The organism is Saccharothrix longispora, assembly GCF_030852425.1.
Classification (GTDB): Bacteria; Actinomycetota; Actinomycetes; order Mycobacteriales; family Pseudonocardiaceae; genus Actinosynnema; species Actinosynnema longispora.
In genome coordinates this window covers 238,343-255,855 of record NZ_NSDM01000002.1, presented here as the reverse complement: position 1 = coordinate 255,855, position 17,513 = coordinate 238,343, and the positions used below count along the sequence as shown (strand labels likewise).

The 17,513-nt window shown below is 73.5% G+C and carries 15 protein-coding genes; 5 read left to right on the top strand and 10 right to left on the bottom strand.

Annotation, left to right across the window (positions count from 1 at the left end):
* Positions 1–9 precede the first annotated feature (9 nt).
* The gene (locus CKY47_RS06400) at positions 10–1,230 is read left to right on the top strand and encodes a cytochrome P450 (RefSeq protein ID WP_306744716.1); all 1,221 of its coding nucleotides are present in this window, start codon (positions 10–12) and stop codon (positions 1,228–1,230) included.
* Complete coding sequence (locus CKY47_RS06395) at positions 1,230–1,466, top strand: ferredoxin (RefSeq protein WP_306744715.1); 237 nt, start codon at positions 1,230–1,232, stop codon at positions 1,464–1,466. Before CKY47_RS06400 ends, CKY47_RS06395 begins: the two co-directional genes overlap by 1 nt.
* An 85-nt stretch (positions 1,467–1,551) precedes the next feature.
* Here the strand turns inward: CKY47_RS06395 and CKY47_RS06390 are convergent, their stop codons facing one another.
* From CKY47_RS06390 to CKY47_RS06370, 5 genes are all read right to left on the bottom strand, one after another.
* On the bottom strand, positions 1,552–3,153 hold the full coding sequence (locus tag CKY47_RS06390) for a tryptophan halogenase family protein (RefSeq protein WP_306744714.1): 1,602 nt from the start codon (positions 3,151–3,153) through the stop codon (positions 1,552–1,554).
* A gap of 44 nt (positions 3,154–3,197) precedes the next feature.
* Positions 3,198–3,740, bottom strand: coding sequence for a flavin reductase family protein (locus tag CKY47_RS06385; RefSeq protein ID WP_306744713.1), 543 nt, complete (start codon positions 3,738–3,740; stop codon positions 3,198–3,200).
* Positions 3,741–3,762: 22 nt separating this feature from the next.
* The gene (locus CKY47_RS06380) at positions 3,763–4,659 is read right to left on the bottom strand and encodes a DMT family transporter (RefSeq protein WP_306744712.1); all 897 of its coding nucleotides are present in this window, start codon (positions 4,657–4,659) and stop codon (positions 3,763–3,765) included.
* Positions 4,660–5,143: 484 nt separating this feature from the next.
* On the bottom strand, positions 5,144–5,530 hold the full coding sequence (locus CKY47_RS06375; RefSeq protein WP_306744711.1) for a VOC family protein: 387 nt from the start codon (positions 5,528–5,530) through the stop codon (positions 5,144–5,146).
* A 70-nt stretch (positions 5,531–5,600) separates the two neighbouring features.
* Complete coding sequence (locus CKY47_RS06370) at positions 5,601–6,314, bottom strand: PIG-L deacetylase family protein (protein WP_306744710.1); 714 nt, start codon at positions 6,312–6,314, stop codon at positions 5,601–5,603.
* 159 nt (positions 6,315–6,473) lie between these two features.
* Here CKY47_RS06370 and CKY47_RS06365 point away from each other — a divergent pair, with 159 nt between their 5' ends.
* The 3 genes from CKY47_RS06365 to CKY47_RS06355 are packed head-to-tail and all read left to right on the top strand — an operon-like array spanning position 6,474 to position 11,400.
* Positions 6,474–8,063: an ABC transporter substrate-binding protein gene (locus CKY47_RS06365; RefSeq protein WP_306744709.1), complete on the top strand. Its 1,590-nt coding sequence runs from the start codon at positions 6,474–6,476 to the stop codon at positions 8,061–8,063.
* Positions 8,060–9,043 carry an ABC transporter permease gene (locus CKY47_RS06360; RefSeq protein WP_306744708.1) on the top strand — a complete coding sequence of 328 codons (984 nt, stop codon included), beginning with the start codon at positions 8,060–8,062 and terminating at the stop codon, positions 9,041–9,043. The genes CKY47_RS06365 and CKY47_RS06360 overlap by 4 nt, the downstream gene beginning before the upstream one ends.
* A complete protein-coding gene (locus CKY47_RS06355) occupies positions 9,040–11,400 on the top strand; it encodes an ABC transporter ATP-binding protein/permease (RefSeq protein WP_306744707.1) in 2,361 nt (786 codons plus the stop codon). Before CKY47_RS06360 ends, CKY47_RS06355 begins: the two co-directional genes overlap by 4 nt.
* A 406-nt stretch (positions 11,401–11,806) precedes the next feature.
* Here CKY47_RS06355 and CKY47_RS06350 read toward each other — a convergent pair whose 3' ends face one another.
* The 5 genes from CKY47_RS06350 to CKY47_RS06330 all read right to left on the bottom strand — a co-directional run bounded on the left by CKY47_RS06350 (position 11,807) and on the right by CKY47_RS06330 (position 17,432).
* Positions 11,807–12,940: a winged helix DNA-binding domain-containing protein gene (locus CKY47_RS06350; protein WP_306744705.1), complete on the bottom strand. Its 1,134-nt coding sequence runs from the start codon at positions 12,938–12,940 to the stop codon at positions 11,807–11,809.
* 67 nt (positions 12,941–13,007) lie between these two features.
* The gene (locus CKY47_RS06345; RefSeq protein WP_306744704.1) at positions 13,008–14,375 is read right to left on the bottom strand and encodes a zinc metalloprotease; all 1,368 of its coding nucleotides are present in this window, start codon (positions 14,373–14,375) and stop codon (positions 13,008–13,010) included.
* Between the two features lie 349 nt (positions 14,376–14,724).
* Positions 14,725–15,708 carry an NAD-dependent epimerase/dehydratase family protein gene (locus CKY47_RS06340; RefSeq protein ID WP_306744703.1) on the bottom strand — a complete coding sequence of 328 codons (984 nt, stop codon included), beginning with the start codon at positions 15,706–15,708 and terminating at the stop codon, positions 14,725–14,727.
* Positions 15,705–16,307: a dTDP-4-dehydrorhamnose 3,5-epimerase family protein gene (locus CKY47_RS06335; protein WP_306744702.1), complete on the bottom strand. Its 603-nt coding sequence runs from the start codon at positions 16,305–16,307 to the stop codon at positions 15,705–15,707. The genes CKY47_RS06340 and CKY47_RS06335 overlap by 4 nt, the downstream gene beginning before the upstream one ends.
* A 12-nt stretch (positions 16,308–16,319) precedes the next feature.
* Complete coding sequence (locus CKY47_RS06330; protein WP_306744998.1) at positions 16,320–17,432, bottom strand: DegT/DnrJ/EryC1/StrS family aminotransferase; 1,113 nt, start codon at positions 17,430–17,432, stop codon at positions 16,320–16,322.
* Between the last annotated feature and the right edge of the window lie 81 nt (positions 17,433–17,513).

The following is a 17,513-nucleotide window of genomic DNA, read 5'->3' as shown; positions in this document are numbered from 1 at the left end:
AGCACCGCCATGACCCAGGCCGAGGCGACCACCACCGCCGCCCCCACCGACCCGCCCTTCCCGTTCCCGATCACCTCCGCGCTCGACCCGTCCCCGGAGTACCGGCGGATGCGCGAGGAGCAGCCGGTGATGCGGGTGCGCCTGCCCAGCGGTGACGCGGCCTGGTTGGTGACCAGGTTCGCCGACGTGCGCGCCGTGTTCGCCGACCCGAGGTTCAGCCGCGCCGCCGCGACCCTGCCCGGCGCACCGCGCCTGATGCCCGGCGTCGAGGGCGACCCCGAGTCCATCGTCAGCAAGGAGGGCGCGGACCACGCCCGGCTGCGCCGGCTGGTCGCGCCCGCGTTCACCGCCCGCCGCATGGAGGCCATGCGCGGCCGGGTGCAGGCCACCGTGGACGACCTGCTGTCGCAGGTGGAGGCGGCCGGCCCGCCCGCGGACCTCGTGGGCCTCTACACCTCCCAGCTGCCGATCATCACCATCTGCGACCTGCTCGGGGTGCCGCGCGAGGACCGCGACCGGTTCCGGCATTGGTCGGACGCCATGTTCCACAGCACCGCCGACAAGCTCGACGAGGCCGTCGCGGCCCGCAACGCGCTCATCGGCTACCTCGCGGCGATGGTGCAGGCCCGCCGTGCGAACCCCAGCGACGACCTGCTCGGCGTGCTCATCGCCCACCAGGACAACGACGCGCTGACCGAGCGCGAGCTGGTCTCCTTCGCGGGCGGCCTGATCGTGGCGGGCTACGAGACGACGTCGAACCGGCTCGCCAACGCCGTGCTGATCCTCCTCGGCCGGCCCGACCAGCTCGCGCTGCTGCGCGAGGACCCCAGCCGGGTCCCCGCCGCCGTGGAGGAGCTGCTGAGGTTCATCCCCGGCGGCGCGGCGGGCGGCCTGATGCGGGTCGCGACCGAGGACGTGGAGGTCGGCGGCACGCTCATCCGGGCGGGTGACGGCGTCATCGCCGTCACCAACTCCGCCAACCGCGACGACGAGGTGTGGGCCGACCCGGACCGCTTCGACATCACCCGGGCGCCCGGCCCGCACACCAGCTTCGGCCACGGCGCGCACCACTGCGTCGGCGCGCAGCTCGCCCGCATCGAGATGCAGGTCGGCCTGGGGTCGCTGTTCGCCCGGTTCCCGACGCTGCGCCTCGCGGTCGACGAGTCGGAGCTGCCGTGGCGCAAGAACGCCGTCATCCACAGCCTCCAGGGCCTGCCGGTGGAGTGGTGATGACGACCACCAGGTGGAAGGTGTCCCTCGACCAGGACTCGTGCATCAGCTCGGGCATCTGCCAGGCGCTCGCGCCGGGGCGGTTCGAGGTGCGCGCGGGCACCCCGGCCCGGGTCGTGAGCGAGGAGGTCGACCGGGAGGACGCGCTGCTCGACGCGGCGGAGTCCTGCCCGGTCGAGGCGATCGGCCTGGTGGACGCCCGCTCCGGTGACGTGGTCTACCCGCCGGCCGACTAGACCGGCGACGCGGCGGGAACGCGGTGCCCGGGTCGGCGACCAGGCCGACCCGGGCACCGCGTTCCCCGCGGTCCGCGGTGGCGGATCAGCGGCCGTGCTGCCGCAGCAGGAACTCGTAGGTGCTCGGCAGCTCGTCGAGCAGCCGCTCCCGCTGCCGCCTGATGTCGTCGAAGACCGGCTCCACGGTCCGGGTCGCCTCGGGCATGTGCTCCAGCAGCGGTAACGGCGCGTCCGGCACCACCCCGAGACCCGCCAGCACGCAGTAGTAGTTGCTGTTGTTCCAGAAGTTGCGGAACTCCTCCTCGAAGTTGCCGTAGTAGTGCTGCGCGTCGTCCGAGGCGGGCGGGTTGATCGCCAGGCCCGCGCGGTAGGCCTCCACCTTCTCCCGCATGCTGTCGGCCAGCCGCAGCTCCTTGTTCGCCCGCCAGAACGGGGTGTCGTCGCGGGGCGAGAAGTAGAAGTGCGCCTGGATGAAGTCCCTGGTGTCGTCGAACATGGTCTCGATCTCGCGGTTGAACCGGTCGATCAGCACCGGGTTGAAGCCCTTGTCCGGGAAGTGCTTGACCAGCTGGAACAGTGCGGCGTAGGTGAAGTAGATGCCGGTGGACTCCAGCGGTTCCACGAAGCACGAGGACGTGCCGATGCTCACGCAGTTGCCGACCCACGCGCGCCGGTTGCGCCCGACGCGGAAGCGGATCTTGTTGAGCGGTGCGGTGTCCGGGTCCAGGCCCCACAGCGCGCAGAACTCGCGCACCGCGTCGTCCTGGTCGATGAAGTCGCTGGAGTACACGTACCCGGTGCCGAAGCGGCCGAGCATGGGGATCTTCCACGTCCACCCGGCGCTCATGGCGATGGACGAGGTGTAGGGCTCGACGCCGTCGGCCTCGTCGTCGTGGGGGACCGCCGAGGCGACCGCGCTGTTGTTGAGCAGGTGGTCGCTCATGTCCAGGAACGGCTCGCCCAGCTCCTTGTTGATGAGCAGCCCCCGGAACCCCGAGCAGTCGATGAACAGGTCCGCGGTGAAGGTGCGCCCGGTCGCCGTGGTGACCGACTCGATCAGGCCGTTGGCGTCGCGCGTGACGCGTTCGACCCGGTCCTCGACGTGCCGCACGCCGAGCTTCTCCGTGGCGAAGCGTCGCAGGTAGTCCGCGACCAGCCGGGCGTCGAAGTGCCAGGCGTAGTTGGTGACCGGCGTGCCGTCGAGCCTGCGCGGCGACTTGCCCGCGTCGAGCAGCGCGGGCTCCTTGTAGCAGGCGTAGTCGAACGGCTCGTCGGTCGCGCCGTGCCGGCGGCGGTGGAACCAGTAGTGGGACAGGGGGATCCGCTCGTGGAACTTGAGCAGGCCGAAGGAGTGGTAGAAGTGGTCGCCGCGGCCGCTGCCGTCGTCCAGCGGGCGTGCGTGCGGGCTGCTCGGTCCGGGGGTGCGCCAGTTGATGAACTTGATGGCCGCCTTGTAGCTGGCGTTGCACTCCCGCATCCACTCGTCCTCGGGGATGCCGAGGAAGTCGAAGAACGCGGTCTGGAGGTTGGGGATGGTGGCCTCGCCGACTCCCAGCGTCGGGATGTCCGGCGCTTGCAGCACGGTGACCTCGGCGGTGCCGCTCAACGCCTTGCCGAGGTAGGAACCCGCCATCCAGCCCGCGGTCCCGCCACCCACGATGAGGATTTTCCCGATCCGATCGGACACGCAAAGACCTCCGTTGTTCCGCGTGGGAGCACTCGGCCCGGCCGTCACGGGGCCCAGGTGGAGAACTCCCGCCTGCCGTACATCAGCGGCGTCCCGCCGCTCCAGTTGATCTCCGACACCTCGCCCAGCACCACGACGTGGTCGCCGACGACCGTGCTCTCGCGCACGACGCACCCCGCGAACGCGAGCGAGTCCTCGAACAGCCAGGGCATCCCGGTCCCGGCCGCGCTCCGCCAGAGCACCGCGCCGAACCGGTCGGGCACGGGCGAGGAGAACACCTCGGCGGCACGGCGGCCCGCCGCGTGCAGCAGGTTCACCCCGAACCTGCCCCGCCGCACCGCGGCCGTGGTGCGGCGCGCGGTGTCGAGGCACACCAGCAGGGTGGGCGGGTCCAGCGTCACGCTGGCCAGCGAGGTGCACGTCATGCCCCGCGGCTCGCCGTCCGCGCCCACCGCCGTCACCACGGCGACACCGGTGGGGAAGGAACCCATCAGCGCCCGGTGGTCGTCGGGGCTGACCCGCGCGGTCAGGTCGCCCCGCCGCGCGTTCACCGCGGTCCCCTCGGCGAACGCCTCGGCGACCCCCACGGCGGACCTGCCGGCGAGTCCGTCAGCGCCGCTCGGGGACCCCGACCGGCACGGGTGCCCCGGTCCGGACCAGGACCAGGCCCGCCGACACGATCACCAGCAGGCACCCCGCGGCGGCGGAGGCGGTCGGCGCCTCGCCGAGGAACAGCCCGCCCCAGACCACGCCGAACAGCGGCGTCAGCAGCGCGACCATCATCGCCCGCGCCGGGCCGACGTCCCGGACCAGCCGGAAGTAGAGCAGGAACCCGACGGTCGTGCACAGCACCGCCAGCGCGGCCATGCTGAGCACGATCCGGGCGGTCGGCTCGACGTGCGGGACGTCCACCACCCAGAAGGGCAGCAGGATCAGCCCGGCCAGCAGTTGCGAGCACCCGGCGGTGCCGATCGGGTCGACGTGCGGCGCGAACCGCTTCACGTAGACGCCCGACAGCGCGTAGAGCGCCGACGCGGCGAGGCAGGCCGCGATGGAGGCCCAGAACACCGGTGAGCCCTGGACGGCCGCGCCCCCACCGGTGATCAGCGCGACCCCGACCATGCCCAGGACGAGCCCCGCGATCCCGCGCGCCGTGAGGCGTTGCGCGAGGAACGCCGCGGACAGGAGCGTGCCGAAGAGCGGCGTGCTGGAGTTGATGGTGACCGAGTAGAACGCCGGGATGTGCACGGCGGCGTAGGAGAACAGCAGCATGGGCGCGGCGACGTTGAACACCGCCACGACCGCGTAGACGACCCAGTGCGCCCGCCAGCGGGGCCGGAACCGCACGACGGCGAAGTAGGGCAGGAAAGCCAGTCCGCCCAGGCCGACGCGCACCCCGGCGGTGGTCGCCGCGCCGAGCACGGGCGCGAGCACCCGCAGGAAGATGAACGAAGCGCCCCACAAGGCGCCGAGGGTGATCAGCCGGAACCAATCCGATCTGCGCATACCGGTGGCTCTTACCTCTCTCGACCGTTGCGCAGCCCCACTGCGGGATGCGGGCGGAAAACCGTGCCGAGCTCTTCCGGTTCATCTGGTGCGGCCCCCCACGACCAGTTCGAACATCTGTCCACCTCACCGGGCGTGCTCGTCAACAACGACCTGGACCGGGTCGCGGGTGCACGGCGGTGCCATCGACGGATTCGCGACCATTTTCCCGAAGTCGTGCCAGGTCGATTCCGTCGGAACGCGCGGAAGGTGATCGGTATTTTCAGCCCCCAGGCCCCCGTATCGTGCGGATTTGCGACGGGTTGTCGTCATCGCAATCCGCATCCGAAGGTATTGCGAATTCATGGGCTATGGAAGGCTCCGAACGGGTGACGACGGACGGGGGAATATCCCATATCGTCTGGAATGCGCGCCGCCGCCGCACCGGAACGACGTGGGGCCCCCGACCGACCGGTCGGGGGCCCCACGTCGTTCCGGACCCGCCTCAGGCGGCCCCGTCGAGCCGCTGGTTGAAGAACCACTCGTGGCCCTCCACGTCCACCACCTTGAACACCCGCATGCCCTGCGGGGTGTTGGTGGGCGGGAACGCGACCTCGCCGCCCGCGCCGGTCACCCGCTCGTGCAACGCGTCGGCGTCCGCCACGTCGACCGAGACCATGGCGTTGACCGCGCCGCTGTTGCGCGGGTTGCGGTACTCGCCGCCCGGCCCCGCCAGGTAGACGGGGTCGCCGAGCGGCGTGCTCATCTCGGCGTGGAAGACGGTGCCGTCCTCGTGCGCGTAGCGCTTGTCCTCGGTGAAGCCGAACGTGGTGCTGAGCCAGTCCAGCGCGGCGGCGGCGTTCTCGTACTTCAGGTATGGGATCGCAGGCATGGGCAGAGGGTGGCACCCGGCCGGCGTGCGGTGATGCCCAGAATTGAACACCCGGGACCGGCCACCCCGGTCAGCCGCCGCTGACGAACTCCAGCGTGATCGCCGGTCGCCCGTCGTAGCGCTGACCGTTGGCCTCGAACAGCCCCGTCAACGGGGTCCGCACGTCGGTGGCGCCCAGCGCGTCCAGGTAGGCGCGGTGCGCCTCCAGGGACGCGACGGCCAGGTCGACCGACCCGCTCACGTCCACCGCGTGCGTCGGCCGGGGCGAGGCCAGCATCGCCACGTGGCGCACGCCCGCCCAGCGCTCGCCCGCCTCGGGGAAGATCCAGCGGTTGCCGGCGTCGGCCACCGCGTCGAGCAGGGCGCGGCCCACGGCGCGGTGGTCGGCGCTGTTCCACCGGTTCGTGAACGTCTCGTCCCGGTGGTTGTAGCCCACCACCAGCTCCGGCCGGTGGCGGCGGATCGCGGCGGCCAGGTCGCGGCGCAGCGCCACCCCCTCCTCGACCACGCCGTCGCGGTGCCCGTCCAGGAACTCCACCTCCTTCACGCCCACCAGTTCGGCACTGGCGCGCTGCTCCCGTTCCCGCACCTCCGCCGACTCGGCCGGGTCCAGGCCGTCGATGCCCGCCTCGCCCCGGGTCACCAGGACGTAGGCCACCTCCTTGCCCGCCGCGGTCCACGCCGCCACCGCCCCGGCACCGGAGAACTCGATGTCGTCCGGGTGGGCCACCACGCACAGCACGCGGGTGAAGTCCTCCGGCACGTCCTTCAATCGCTCGGTCATGCCCGCACGATCGCAGCCGCCGCCCGCGCCTGTCTGTGCCGAACTGCGCATCACAGGTCGTCCCGGATGCCTACTTCTGAGCAGTCGCCCGCCCGCGCCGGCCACTAGCGTGCCGCCGACGGTCGCCGAGCGCGACCCTGCTCTGGATCAGGAGGTGCGATGTCCATGTCGGACGGTCGTGGTTTTAACCGGCGAGCCTTGTTGCGCGGGTTCGCCGGTGTGTCGCTCGCCGCGACGCTGCCGGGCGCCCTCGCGGCGTGCGGCGGGTCCGGCGCGGGACCGCTGGCGCAGAGCACGGCGCCCTCGGTCGAGCCCAAGCGCGGCGGTCGGATGCGGGCCGCGTTCATCGGCGGCAGCAACGAGACCGCCAACATCCTGAAGTCCACCAACACGCCGATCGACTACGTCCGCACGCGCGTGGTCTACGACGTGCTGTGCGACATCGACGCCGACGGCAAGCCCACCCTCGTGCTCGCCGAGGAGATCGCCCCCAACGCCGACGGCAGCCAGTGGACCATCAGGCTCCGCGAGGGCATCACGTTCCACGACGGGCGCACCATGACGTCCGAGGACGTGCTGCACACGCTGCGCACCTACGTGGACCAGCAGTCCAACACCGCGCCGCTGCTGATGGACATCGACCTGGCCAACGCCAAGCGCCAGGACGACCGCACCCTCGTGCTGCCGATGCTGCGCCCGCACGGCTTCCTCGACCTCGCCCTGACCCAGGGCGTGTTCGTGTTCTCCAAGGACACGACCGACTTCGACAAGGCCATCGGCTCCGGCCCGTTCACCGTGGACCGGCTGGAGCCGGGCAAGGGCGGCCTGCTCAAGCGCAACCCGAACTACTGGCGCCCCGAGGGCGGCCCGTACCTCGACGAGCTGGAGCTGCTGTCCATCGCCGACCCGGAGGCGCGGCTCAACGCCCTCAAGGCCGGGCAGCTCGACTACGCCGCCAGCATCCCGCTGACCTCGGCGCGCGTGGAGCGCGACAACACCGACGTGAAGCTGTTCGTGCCGCCCAAGTGGGAGTGGGCCAACTTCGGCGCGTCCATGAAGCGCACCAAGGAGCCCTTCACCGATCCGCGGATCACCCAGGCCCTGCGGTACGCGGTCGACCGGCAGAAGATGGTCGACAACGTCACCCTCGGCTTCGGCGAGCTGGGCAACGACCTGTTCGGCAAGCACCTGCCGTACTACGCGGAGGACCTGCCGCAGCGCGAGTACGACCCGGAGCGCGCCAAGAAGCTGCTCAAGGACGCCGGCATGTCGGACCTGAAGCTCAAGATCCGCACCAGCGACTACGAGTACGGCCTCACGGAGGGCGCCGTCGCGTTCGCCGAGCACGCCAAGGCCGCCGGCATCACCATCGAGCTGGACAAGGTGCCCGCCGCCGACTTCCTCGCCGACTACAAGGTGTTCATCGGCGCGCAGTTCCAGTCGGCCAACCGCAAGCCCCGGCCCCTGCCGCTGGACGTGCTGTTCTTCTACGGCTCCGACGCGCTGCTGCCGTTCACCGGCCTGGCGGGGGAGAAGGTCGACCAGCTCGCCGCCTCGGTGCGCACCGCCGTCACCGAGGAGCAGCGGCGCACCTCGATGGGCGACCTCCAGGAGCTGCTCAGCGAAGAGGGCGGCGACCTGGTGTGGGCCCGCGCGCCGATCTGCTCGGCGGGCACCCCGAAGGTCAACGGCGTGAAGTCGTTGGGCTACCCCGGTTTCCCCAGCTTCCGCGACGCGTTCCTGGCATGACCGCGGAGGTGGCGGTGCGGCGGGCCGGGGGGTTGCCCCGGCTCGTCGCCCTCCGGCTGGTGGCCGGGCTCGGGGTGCTGCTGGCGGTGTCGGCGATCGTGTTCACCGCGACCGAGCTGGCTCCCGGCGACGCCGCCACCGCCGCGCTCGGCCCCGACTCCGACCCGGCCTCGGTGGTCGCGATGCGCACCGAGCTGGGCCTCGACCGCCCGGCGGTGGTGCGCTACCTCGACTGGCTGTGGGGGGCGGTGGGCGGCGACTTCGGCGTGTCCTACGTCAGCCACCGCCCGGTCTCCGACGTGATCGCCGAGCGGGCGGGCAACACCGCCCTGCTCGGCGGGCTCGCCGTGGTGCTGCTGGTGCCGCTGGCGATCGGCCTCGGCGTGTGGTCCGCGCTGCGCGCCGGCCGCGCCGCCGACCGGATCGTGTCGGGCGCGACGCTGGGACTGGTGTCCGTGCCCGAGTTCGTCATCGGCACCGTGCTGGTGGTGGTGTTCGCCGTGCAACTGGGCGTGCTGCCCGCGGTGTCGTTCGTGCCGCCGGGGCAGCAGCCGCTGGACTCCCCGGAGATCCTGGTGCTGCCGGTGGTCACGCTGCTCGCGGTGTGCCTGGCCCACAACGTGCGGCTGGTGCGCGCGGGCGTGCGGGAGGTGTCCGCGGGGGACGCGGCGGAGAACGCCCGGCTCAACGGCGTGCCCGAGCACCGGGTCGTCCTGCGCTACGTGCTGCCCTCGGCGCTGCCACCGGCCCTGCCGATCTTCTGCCGCTACGCGGGGTTCCTGCTCGGCGGCGCGTTGATCGCCGAGACGATGTTCGGCTACCCGGGGCTCGCCTCGGCCCTGGTCACCGCCTCGGCCGGGCGCGACGTCCCGGTGGTGCAGGCGGTGGCGCTGGTCGCGGCGGCGGTGACCGTCCTGCTCAACCTCCTCGGCGACGTGCTCGCCGTCCTGCTCGACCCGAAACGGGGGGTGACCCGGTGACGTCGCAGACGCGGCGCGGCACGCGGGTGCCGTGGGGCCTCGTCGTGCCCCTGGGCCTGGTGCTGCTGGTGGCCGTGCTCGGTCCGCTGCTGGCTCCGCACGCGCCCGACGAGTCGGTGTCGTTCCCGTTCGCCCCCTCGGCGCCCGGGCACCCGCTGGGCACCGACTACCTGGGCGCGGACGTGCTGAGCAGGCTGCTGCACGGTGGCCGGACGCTGGTGCTCGTGGCGCTGGCCGTGCTGGTGGTCACCTACGCCCTCGCCACGGCGGCCGGGATGCTCGCCGCGCACCGGGGCGGCTGGGTGGACCACACCGTCATGCGCACCGCGGACGTGCTGATGGGCCTGCCCGCGATCGTGCTGCTCACCGTGATCGTCACGGGCGTCGGCCGCGGCACGGGCGGTGCGGCGGTGGCGATCACCGTCGTCCTGCTGCCCGACATCGTCCGCGTGGTGCGCACCGCGACCGCCGGCGCGCTGGCCCGCGACTACGTCGAGGTGGCGGTGGCGCGCGGCGAGCCCGGCCGGTCCGTGCTCGTGCGCGAGGTGCTGCCCAACCTCGGTCCCGTGCTGGCCGCCGACCTCGGCGTGCGGTTCGTCGCCGCGGTGTACGCGGTGGCCACGGCGAGCTTCCTCGGCCTCGGGGTGCAGCCGCCGACCGCCGACTGGGCGCTGATGATCTTCGAGAACCGGGGCGGCCTGGCGTTGCAGCCGCTCGCCGTGCTGGCCCCGGTGGCCGCGCTGGTCGTGCTGCTGAGCCTGTCCAGCGCCCTGGCCGACCGCCTGGCCGTCGACCGCTCGCCGCGCCGGCCACCCCGCCGCGCGCGGGTGGCGCGCCCCGTCTCCGACGACCCCCGACCGGTGTCGGCCGCCGAGGTGGTGGACCTGCGCGTCGCCGCGGCGGCCACCGGCCGCGTCGTCGTGGACGGCGTGGACCTGGCCGTGCGGCCGGGCGAGGTGCTGGGCCTGGTCGGCGCGTCCGGCAGCGGCAAGACCACCATCGCCCTGGCCCTGCTCGGCCACCTGCGCCCCGGGCTCGTCCACGTCGGCGGCGTCACCCGGGTCGCCGGGCACGACCTGGGGGCGCGCTCCGGCCGGGCGCTGCGCCTGCTGCGCGCCCGGCACGCGGCCTACGTCGCCCAGGACCCGCGCACCGCGCTGCCGTCGCACCTGCGGGTGCGCGCCCAGCTGGCCGAGGTGCTGCGGGCCCGGGGCGTGGCCCGGGGCGAGGTCGACGGCCTGTCGAGGGCCGCGCTGCGCCGGGCGAACCTGCCGGACGACGACGCGTTCCTGGACCGCCGTCCGCACCAGATGTCGGGCGGTCAGCTCCAGCGCCTGGCGCTGGCCATCGCGCTCACCCACCGGCCGGCGGTCGTCGTCCTGGACGAGCCGACCAGCGCCCTGGACGCGGACAACGCCGACCGGCTGCTCGCCGAGTTCGTCGAGCTGTGCCGGGTCTCCGGCGCCGCCGCCGTGCTGGTGTCCCACGACCTGCCGGCACTGGCGACCGCCGCCGACCGGCTCGCCGTGGTCGACGGCGGCCGGGTCGTGGAGACCGGGCCGGCCGCGCGGGTGCTCACCGCGCCGACGCACCCCGCCACCAGGCAGCTCGTGGTCGCCGAGGACGCCCCGGTGCGCCGGGAACCGCCCGAGGGGGCGCCCGACCTGCTCGTGGTCTCCGGGGTCACCGTCCGCCGGCGCGGCGTCGGGGTCGTGCTGGACCGGGCGTCGCTGCGGGCCCCGGCCGGCGGCGGCGTCTGCCTCGTCGGGCCCTCCGGCTGCGGCAAGACCACCCTGCTGCGCGTCGTCGCTGGCCTCATGGCCCCCGCGGAGGGCGGCGTCCTGCTCGACGGCGTGCCGCTGGCCCCGCTGGTGGCCGGCCGCGACGCCGAGCAGCTCCGCCGGGTGCAGCTCGTCCCGCAGAACCCCTACGACTCGCTCAACCCGCGGCACACCGTGCGCCGCATCGTCGCCCGGCCGCTGGAGCAGTTCGGCCTGTGCGCCGACGACGAGGCGGTGACCGGCGAGGTGGTCGGGCTGCTGCGCCGGGTCGGCCTCACCGAGCGGCACGCCGACTCGCTGCCCGCCGCCCTGTCCGGTGGCGAGCGCCAGCGGGTCGCCATCGCCCGCGCCCTGGCCGCCGACCCGGACGTGCTGCTGTGCGACGAGGTGACCAGCGCCCTGGACCGGGCGGTCGCGGCGAGCGTGGTCGACCTGCTCTCGGAGCTGCGCGAGGAGCGCGGGCTCACCCTGCTCGTGGTCACCCACGACCCGGCGGTGGTGCGCCGGGTCGGCGGTGAGGTGCACGAGATGGTCGACGGCAGGCCGGTGCCCCGGCCCCGGCCCGCGATGGCCTGAGGACCTCGCGGTGGGCCCCGGGGACCGGTCCGGTGGCCTGGACGCGGCCGGTTCCCCAGGAGGGCGGCCGGCGGCGCGACCGGGCGCCGGCGGTCAGGACGAGCACGCCCGCGGCGAGGACGGGCAGGCCGACGGAGAAGATGCCCACGAGCCCCGGCACGACCGGGATCGTGCCGGACACCGCGAGCGCGGCGGTCCGCGCGGGGCGGCCGTCGCCGCGCCGCAGACCGCGGGGAGCACGCCGACGACCGGCGTGGTGGGGAACCAGACCACGGGGTCGCCCCCCTGCCGGCCGATCAGCCACAGGTAGCCGCCCCCCGCCGTGGCGCCCAGCGGGCCCGCGACCAGTGCGAGACCGTCCCACCCCGTGCGCGCCGCCGGTGCCGTCGACCCATCATGCCCGTGGTCAGCCCTCCTCCACGACGACCGCGTGGTCCTTGGCTTCGGGCTGGGCGAACCGGGCCAGCCGCACCGCCTCCGCCTCCAGCGCCTCGCGGTCCGTCGCGGACAGCTTCTCCAGCGGGCGCAGCGCGACGGTGGCCACCCGCCGCTTGACCGCGATCGCCCACGTGCCCGCCACCAGGCCGTCGACCAGGAAGGTCGGCTTGATCTGGAGGTTGGACTTCGCGTACACGACGTCCTTGTGCGCGGCGGGCAGGATGCGCTCCCGGTGGGTGCTCCGGTACGCCAGCAGCGTGCTGTCGAAGGCGGGCAGCAGCTTCACCGGCGCGGGCGCGTCCGCGCCCGGCCGGGGCGCGTCGGGCAGGTCGTACAGCACGCGGCGGCCGTCCTCGGAGAACGTGACGAGGTCGTCCATGCCGGCGAGGGCGTCGCGCACGGGCGGGGTGCGGTGCCCGATCCACGTGGCCACGTCGTCCGCCGCCGCGGGGCCGAACGCGCGCAGGTGCGCCCTGATCACCTCCGCCAGGGCGGCGTCCCGGTCCTCGGCGGCCGGGGGAGCGGCGCGCAGCGCCTCCGGGGCCTTCGCGCCCCACTCCCCGTCGGCCGGGGCCCGCACGAACGCGGGCACGCCCCGGAAGGGGCGCCACTTGTACTGCCGCTGGAACGCGATCTCCTCGTCCGTGGTGGCGTCGGGGTGCCGTTCCAGGAACGCCTCGATGAACGCGCACACCTCGTCGGCGGTGCGGGCCCGTTCGGCGGTGTGCTCGCGCAGCTCGTCCAGCAGGCGGTCCATCAGCGGCGCCGGCCCCTCGGTCTTGCGTCGCCAGTCGGCCGCGCCGGTGAGGGCGGTGACCGCCGCGTACGCCGGGTACTGCTCGGCGGCCACCACGTGCAGCGTGCCGCGCAGCAGCGTCGCGAGCAGCAGCTCGCCGCGCTCCACCGCGCCGAGGAACGCCTCCGGGGCGAGGTCGGCGGTCCTGGTCCACACCGCGACGGGGACCGCGGGCCAGCTCTGCGCCTGCACCGCCCCCACGCGCGCGAGGACTCCCGGGACCGAGTCGTCGATCGGTTCCAGGAGTCCTTGGCGTGCCAGCAGGGCGCGGTTGAGTTCTCGGGTCGTGATGCCGGCCGCGGTCACGTGTCCATGCCTCCACAGTGCGGGTCGTGTCCCGGGTACGGTAACCCGTCCCGCACCGCGGGGGTGGTCAGGAGCCGACCGCACCCGCCCGCGCCGCCGTCTGCGCCGCGGCCAGCCGCTCACCGTGCAGCGCCTGCTCCGCGCGGCGGGCGCGCCGCCTGCGGAGCAGGTTGCGGGTGGACACGAACAGGCCGCCGCCGTCGAGCAGCACCGCCACCAGCACGATGGTGGCGAAGTCGAACGAGTTGATCCGGCTGTCCTGGCCGGTGGCGAACAGGAACGCCTGCGACAGGTAGCCGATCAGCACGGGCAGGGTGATCGCGAACAGCGAGGCGATCGTGACGCCGCGGCCCAGCAGGTACACCGCCGAGTACCAGCGCACCGACTTCATCTCGCGCGGGCTCAGGTCGGACAGGTCCTCGCGCTTGGGGGAGCGCCACAGCCTGCGCAGGCCGTTGAGCATCCACTTCTCGGTGTCCTTGATCAGGTTCCGGGTCCCGATCGCTGTCGTGATCACGTAGTAGAAGTCGGTGTGCATGAAGAAGAAGCACTGCCACAGCAGGCGGCCGAAGTAGGTCCACAGCGCCGCCGCGGTGAGCCACTGGATCTCCTGGGGCACCGACAGCGCCCCGGTCTCCATCAGCTTGAGCAGGATGATCGCGATCGAGCCGAACACGCCGTCCACGATGGGCCCGGACAGGAACGCGACGTAGCGCTCCTTCTTGGACGCCAGCCAGATGCCGCTCATGTCGGTCTCGGCGACCAGGATGTAGAGCCTGCTGCCGATCCCGATGCGCGCGGGCACGCCGGCCGCGCGGGCCGCCACCAGGTGCGCCACCTCGTGGATGTAGATGCCCACGATCATGATCGCCATGGTCGCCCAGGTGAGCAGGGCGAAGTGCTCGGGGAACAGCAGCACCGTGGCGCCGGGGATGATGCCCGGGTTCAGCACGGCGGTCAGCACACCGGCGGCGATGACCAGGCCGGCGAGCACGAGGACGGGGGTCGAGAAGATCCGCCGCGCGGTCTTCTGGCTGATCCACTCCATGTGGCTCTTCCAGCGCAGGCCCGGCGCCGGGTCCCCGGCCGGTGCGGCGGCGCCGGAGGCGCCGGTCGCGGTGCCTGCCGCGGCGGTGGCCGTGACGGTCCTCGCCGCCTCGTCCCCGGTCGTGCCGTCCACGGTGATGAAACCCTCGGCGACCATCGCGTCGATGAAGTCGTCGAGGTCGGCGGTCTCGCCGTGCTTCGCCTCGTAGCGGCGGCTCGCCTCCGCGGGCGTGCAGCCCTCGGCGAACCACTCCAGCACGTCGAGGGCCTCCGGGGGGATGCTCAGGAAGACCTGGCGGTCGACGTCGCCGATGACCGCGGAGTCGGCCTCGCGCCGATGCGAGTACGGCAGCACGGTGATCACCGAGTCGGGCGGGTAACCGGGCATCGGTGCGGTCCTTTCTCCTCCGTGGGGAACCGGCGGGCCGGCGCACGCGCCGACCCGCCGGTCGTCATTCGGCTGCTGCCGGGTGTCGTCAGGCGACGACGACCGAGCAGGAGGTCGCGGCGCTGGTCTTGACGGTCTCCAGGCGGCGGACGACGAGCTTCTTCATGTGTGGTCACCTCCCCTCGCTCTGTGCTGTGAGGAGAATCCTGCTGCCCGCCAGCGGGCCCGGTCTGCGCAACGTTGAGCACTTGCGGATCGCGGACTTCGTTGTCCCGCAACGACTTCTCGCGGGCACGCCGAACGGCGCGACGGGTTCCCCCGCCGCGCCGTCCGTCCTCCCGCGACTCCGCTACCGGTGCGCCACGCCGTCGGCCACCAGCCGCGCCACGGTGTCCCGCAACCCCTCGTCCGCCGGGACGCGCGGCCGCCACCCGGTGACGGCCGTGAACGCCGAGGCGTCGAACTCCACGCTCTCCAGGTCGCCGGGGTCCACCTCGCCCGGCGGGGGCACCGAGCGCACCGGCACGGGCTCCCGCCCGGTCAGCTCGGCCACCAGGCCGGCGACCTCCCGGAACACCTCGCCCAGGGGTGCGCTGCGGCCGGTGCCGATCACCCAGTGCCGGCCCGCCAGGCGGTCGACGTGGCGCAGCGCCAGGCGGAACGCCTCCGCCGCGTCCGCGACGTGCAGCAGGTCCCGCCGCACCGTCCCGTCGTGCCACATGGTGATCGGCTCGCCCGCCAGCGCGCGCCGCGCCATCGCCGACACCACGCCCCGGTCGACCGCGCCCGACCCCGGCACGTGGCCGTAGGTGGTGGGCAGCCGCAGCGAGACCGCCCGCAGCACGCCGTCCGCGTCCGCCGCCGTCAGCGCCAGCTCGGCGGCCAGCTTCTGCCTGCCGTACGGGGTGCGCGGCCGGTCGGTCTCCGAACCGTCGATGCGGACCCGGTCGGTGTTCCCGAGCTGGCTCTTGGTCCCCGCGTACAGCACCACCGGCGGCGGGCCGCCCCGCGCCGACAGCACGTCGACCAGGTCGAGCACCAACCCGGTGTTGACCCGCTCGGCCGCGGTGTCGCCGTCCGCGGCCCGCCACGAGCCCGAACCCGACCGGTGGGCCAGCGCGTACACCACCACGTCCGCGTCGGCCACCACCCCGGCCAGCGCGCCCGGCGCCGTCAGGTCCAGCACCACGTCCTCGAACGCCGTCGCGCCCGGCGGCGGCGGGGTCGGCCGGGTGGCGACCGCGCGCACGGCCAGGCCGTCGCGCGCCAGCGCGTGCAGCACCGCCGAGCCGATGAACCCCGTGCCGCCCAGGACCACCGCCCGCGCGCTCACGCGGTCAGCTCCCGGTCCAGCCGCAGGCACTCCTCGTACCGGGGCAGCAGGCCCGCCGCCTCGGCCTCGGCCAGGGTCGGCGCGACGGTGTCCCGGTCCGACAGCAGCGGTTCGAGGCCGTCGGGCAGCTCCAGGCCCAGCGCCGGGTCCAGCGGGTGCACCGCCAGCTCGTGCTCCGCCACGTACGCCGACGACACCAGGTAGGACATCACCGTGTCGTCCTCCAGTGCCACGAACGCGTGCCCCAGGCCCACCGGGAAGTACACGGCGCGGAAGTCCACCGGGTCGACGCGGACCACGTCCCACTGCCCGAACGTGGGTGAGCCGACCCGCAGGTCGACCACGAAGTCCAAGGCGGCGCCGCGCGGGCAGTACACGTACTTGGCGCACCCCGGCGGGGTGGTGGTGAAGTGCACGCCGCGCACGACGCCGGCCCGCGACCGGCTGTGGTTGGTCTGCGCCGGGGTGAACAGCCGGTGCCCGGTGGCCTCGGTGAACGCCGCCTCCTGGAAGGGGGAGGTGAACAGCCCCCGGTCGTCGGGGAAGGTGTTCGGGGTGAACTCGAACGCGCCGTCGACGGCGAGCCCGCGTGCTTTCACGGAAAGCTCCAATCAGGACAGTTCGGCCAGGACCGAGCGCACCGCGTCGATGACCCGGTCCTGCACGTCCGGCGCCAGCCCGGCGTACATGGGCAGCGAGAAGATCTCCCCGGCGAGCCGCTCGGTCACCGGGAGGGAACCGGGCGCCCACCCCAGGTGCCGGAAACCGCTCATGGTGTGCACCGGCCACGGGTAGCTGACGTTCAGGTGCACGTCGTGCGCCTTGAGCGCCTCCAGGACCTCGTCCCGACGGGGGTGGCGGACCACGTAGAGGTAGTAGACGTGGTCGTTGCCGTCGGCCACGGCGGGCAGCACCAGGTCGGTGTCGGCGAGCCCTTCGGCGTAGCGGCGGGCCACCTCGCGGCGGGCCGCCAGGTACCCGTCGAGGCGCCGCAGCTTGCGGCGCAGGATCTCCGCCTGCACCTCGTCCAGGCGGCTGTTGTGGCCGGGCGTCTCCACCACGTAGTACTTCTCGGCCATGCCGTAGTACCGCAGCCGCCGCAGGCGGGCGTCCACCTCGTCGTCGGAGGTGACCACCGCGCCGCCGTCGCCGTAGGCGCCCAGCACCTTGGTCGGGTAGAACGAGAACGCCGCCGCGTCGCCGGTCGTCCCGGCGATCCTCCCGTGCCGCCGCGCGCCGTGCGCCTGCGCGCAGTCCTCCAGCAGCGCCAGCCCGTGCCGGCGCGCCAGCTCGGTCAGCGGGTCCAGGTCGACGCACTGGCCGTACAGGTGCACCGGCAGCAGGCAGCGCGTGCGCTCGGTGAGCACCCCCGCCACCTGGTCGGCGTCCATCAGGTAGGTGTCGGGGTGCACGTCGACGAACTTCGGCACCGCGCCGACCGCGTCGATCGCCACGACCGTGGGCGCGGCCGTGTTCGACACCGTCACCACCTCGTCACCGGGACCGACGCCCAGCGCCCGCAGCGCCAGCACCAGCGCGTTCGTCCCGTTGTCCACACCCGCGCAGTGGGCCGCGCCGTGGTAGTCGGCGAACTCGCGCTCGAACCCGGCCACGCTCGGGCCGAGCACCAGCCGGCCCGACGAGAACACCGTCTCGACGGCGTCCATGATGTCCGCGCGCTCGTCTTCCCACTCCGCCAGGTAGTCCCACACCAGGGTTGCCATCGTCACGTCTCCCGGTCCGGCAGCGCCACCGGGACGCCCGGGGCCCGCCGAGTGTGCACCGCGACGACCCGGCCGTGACGG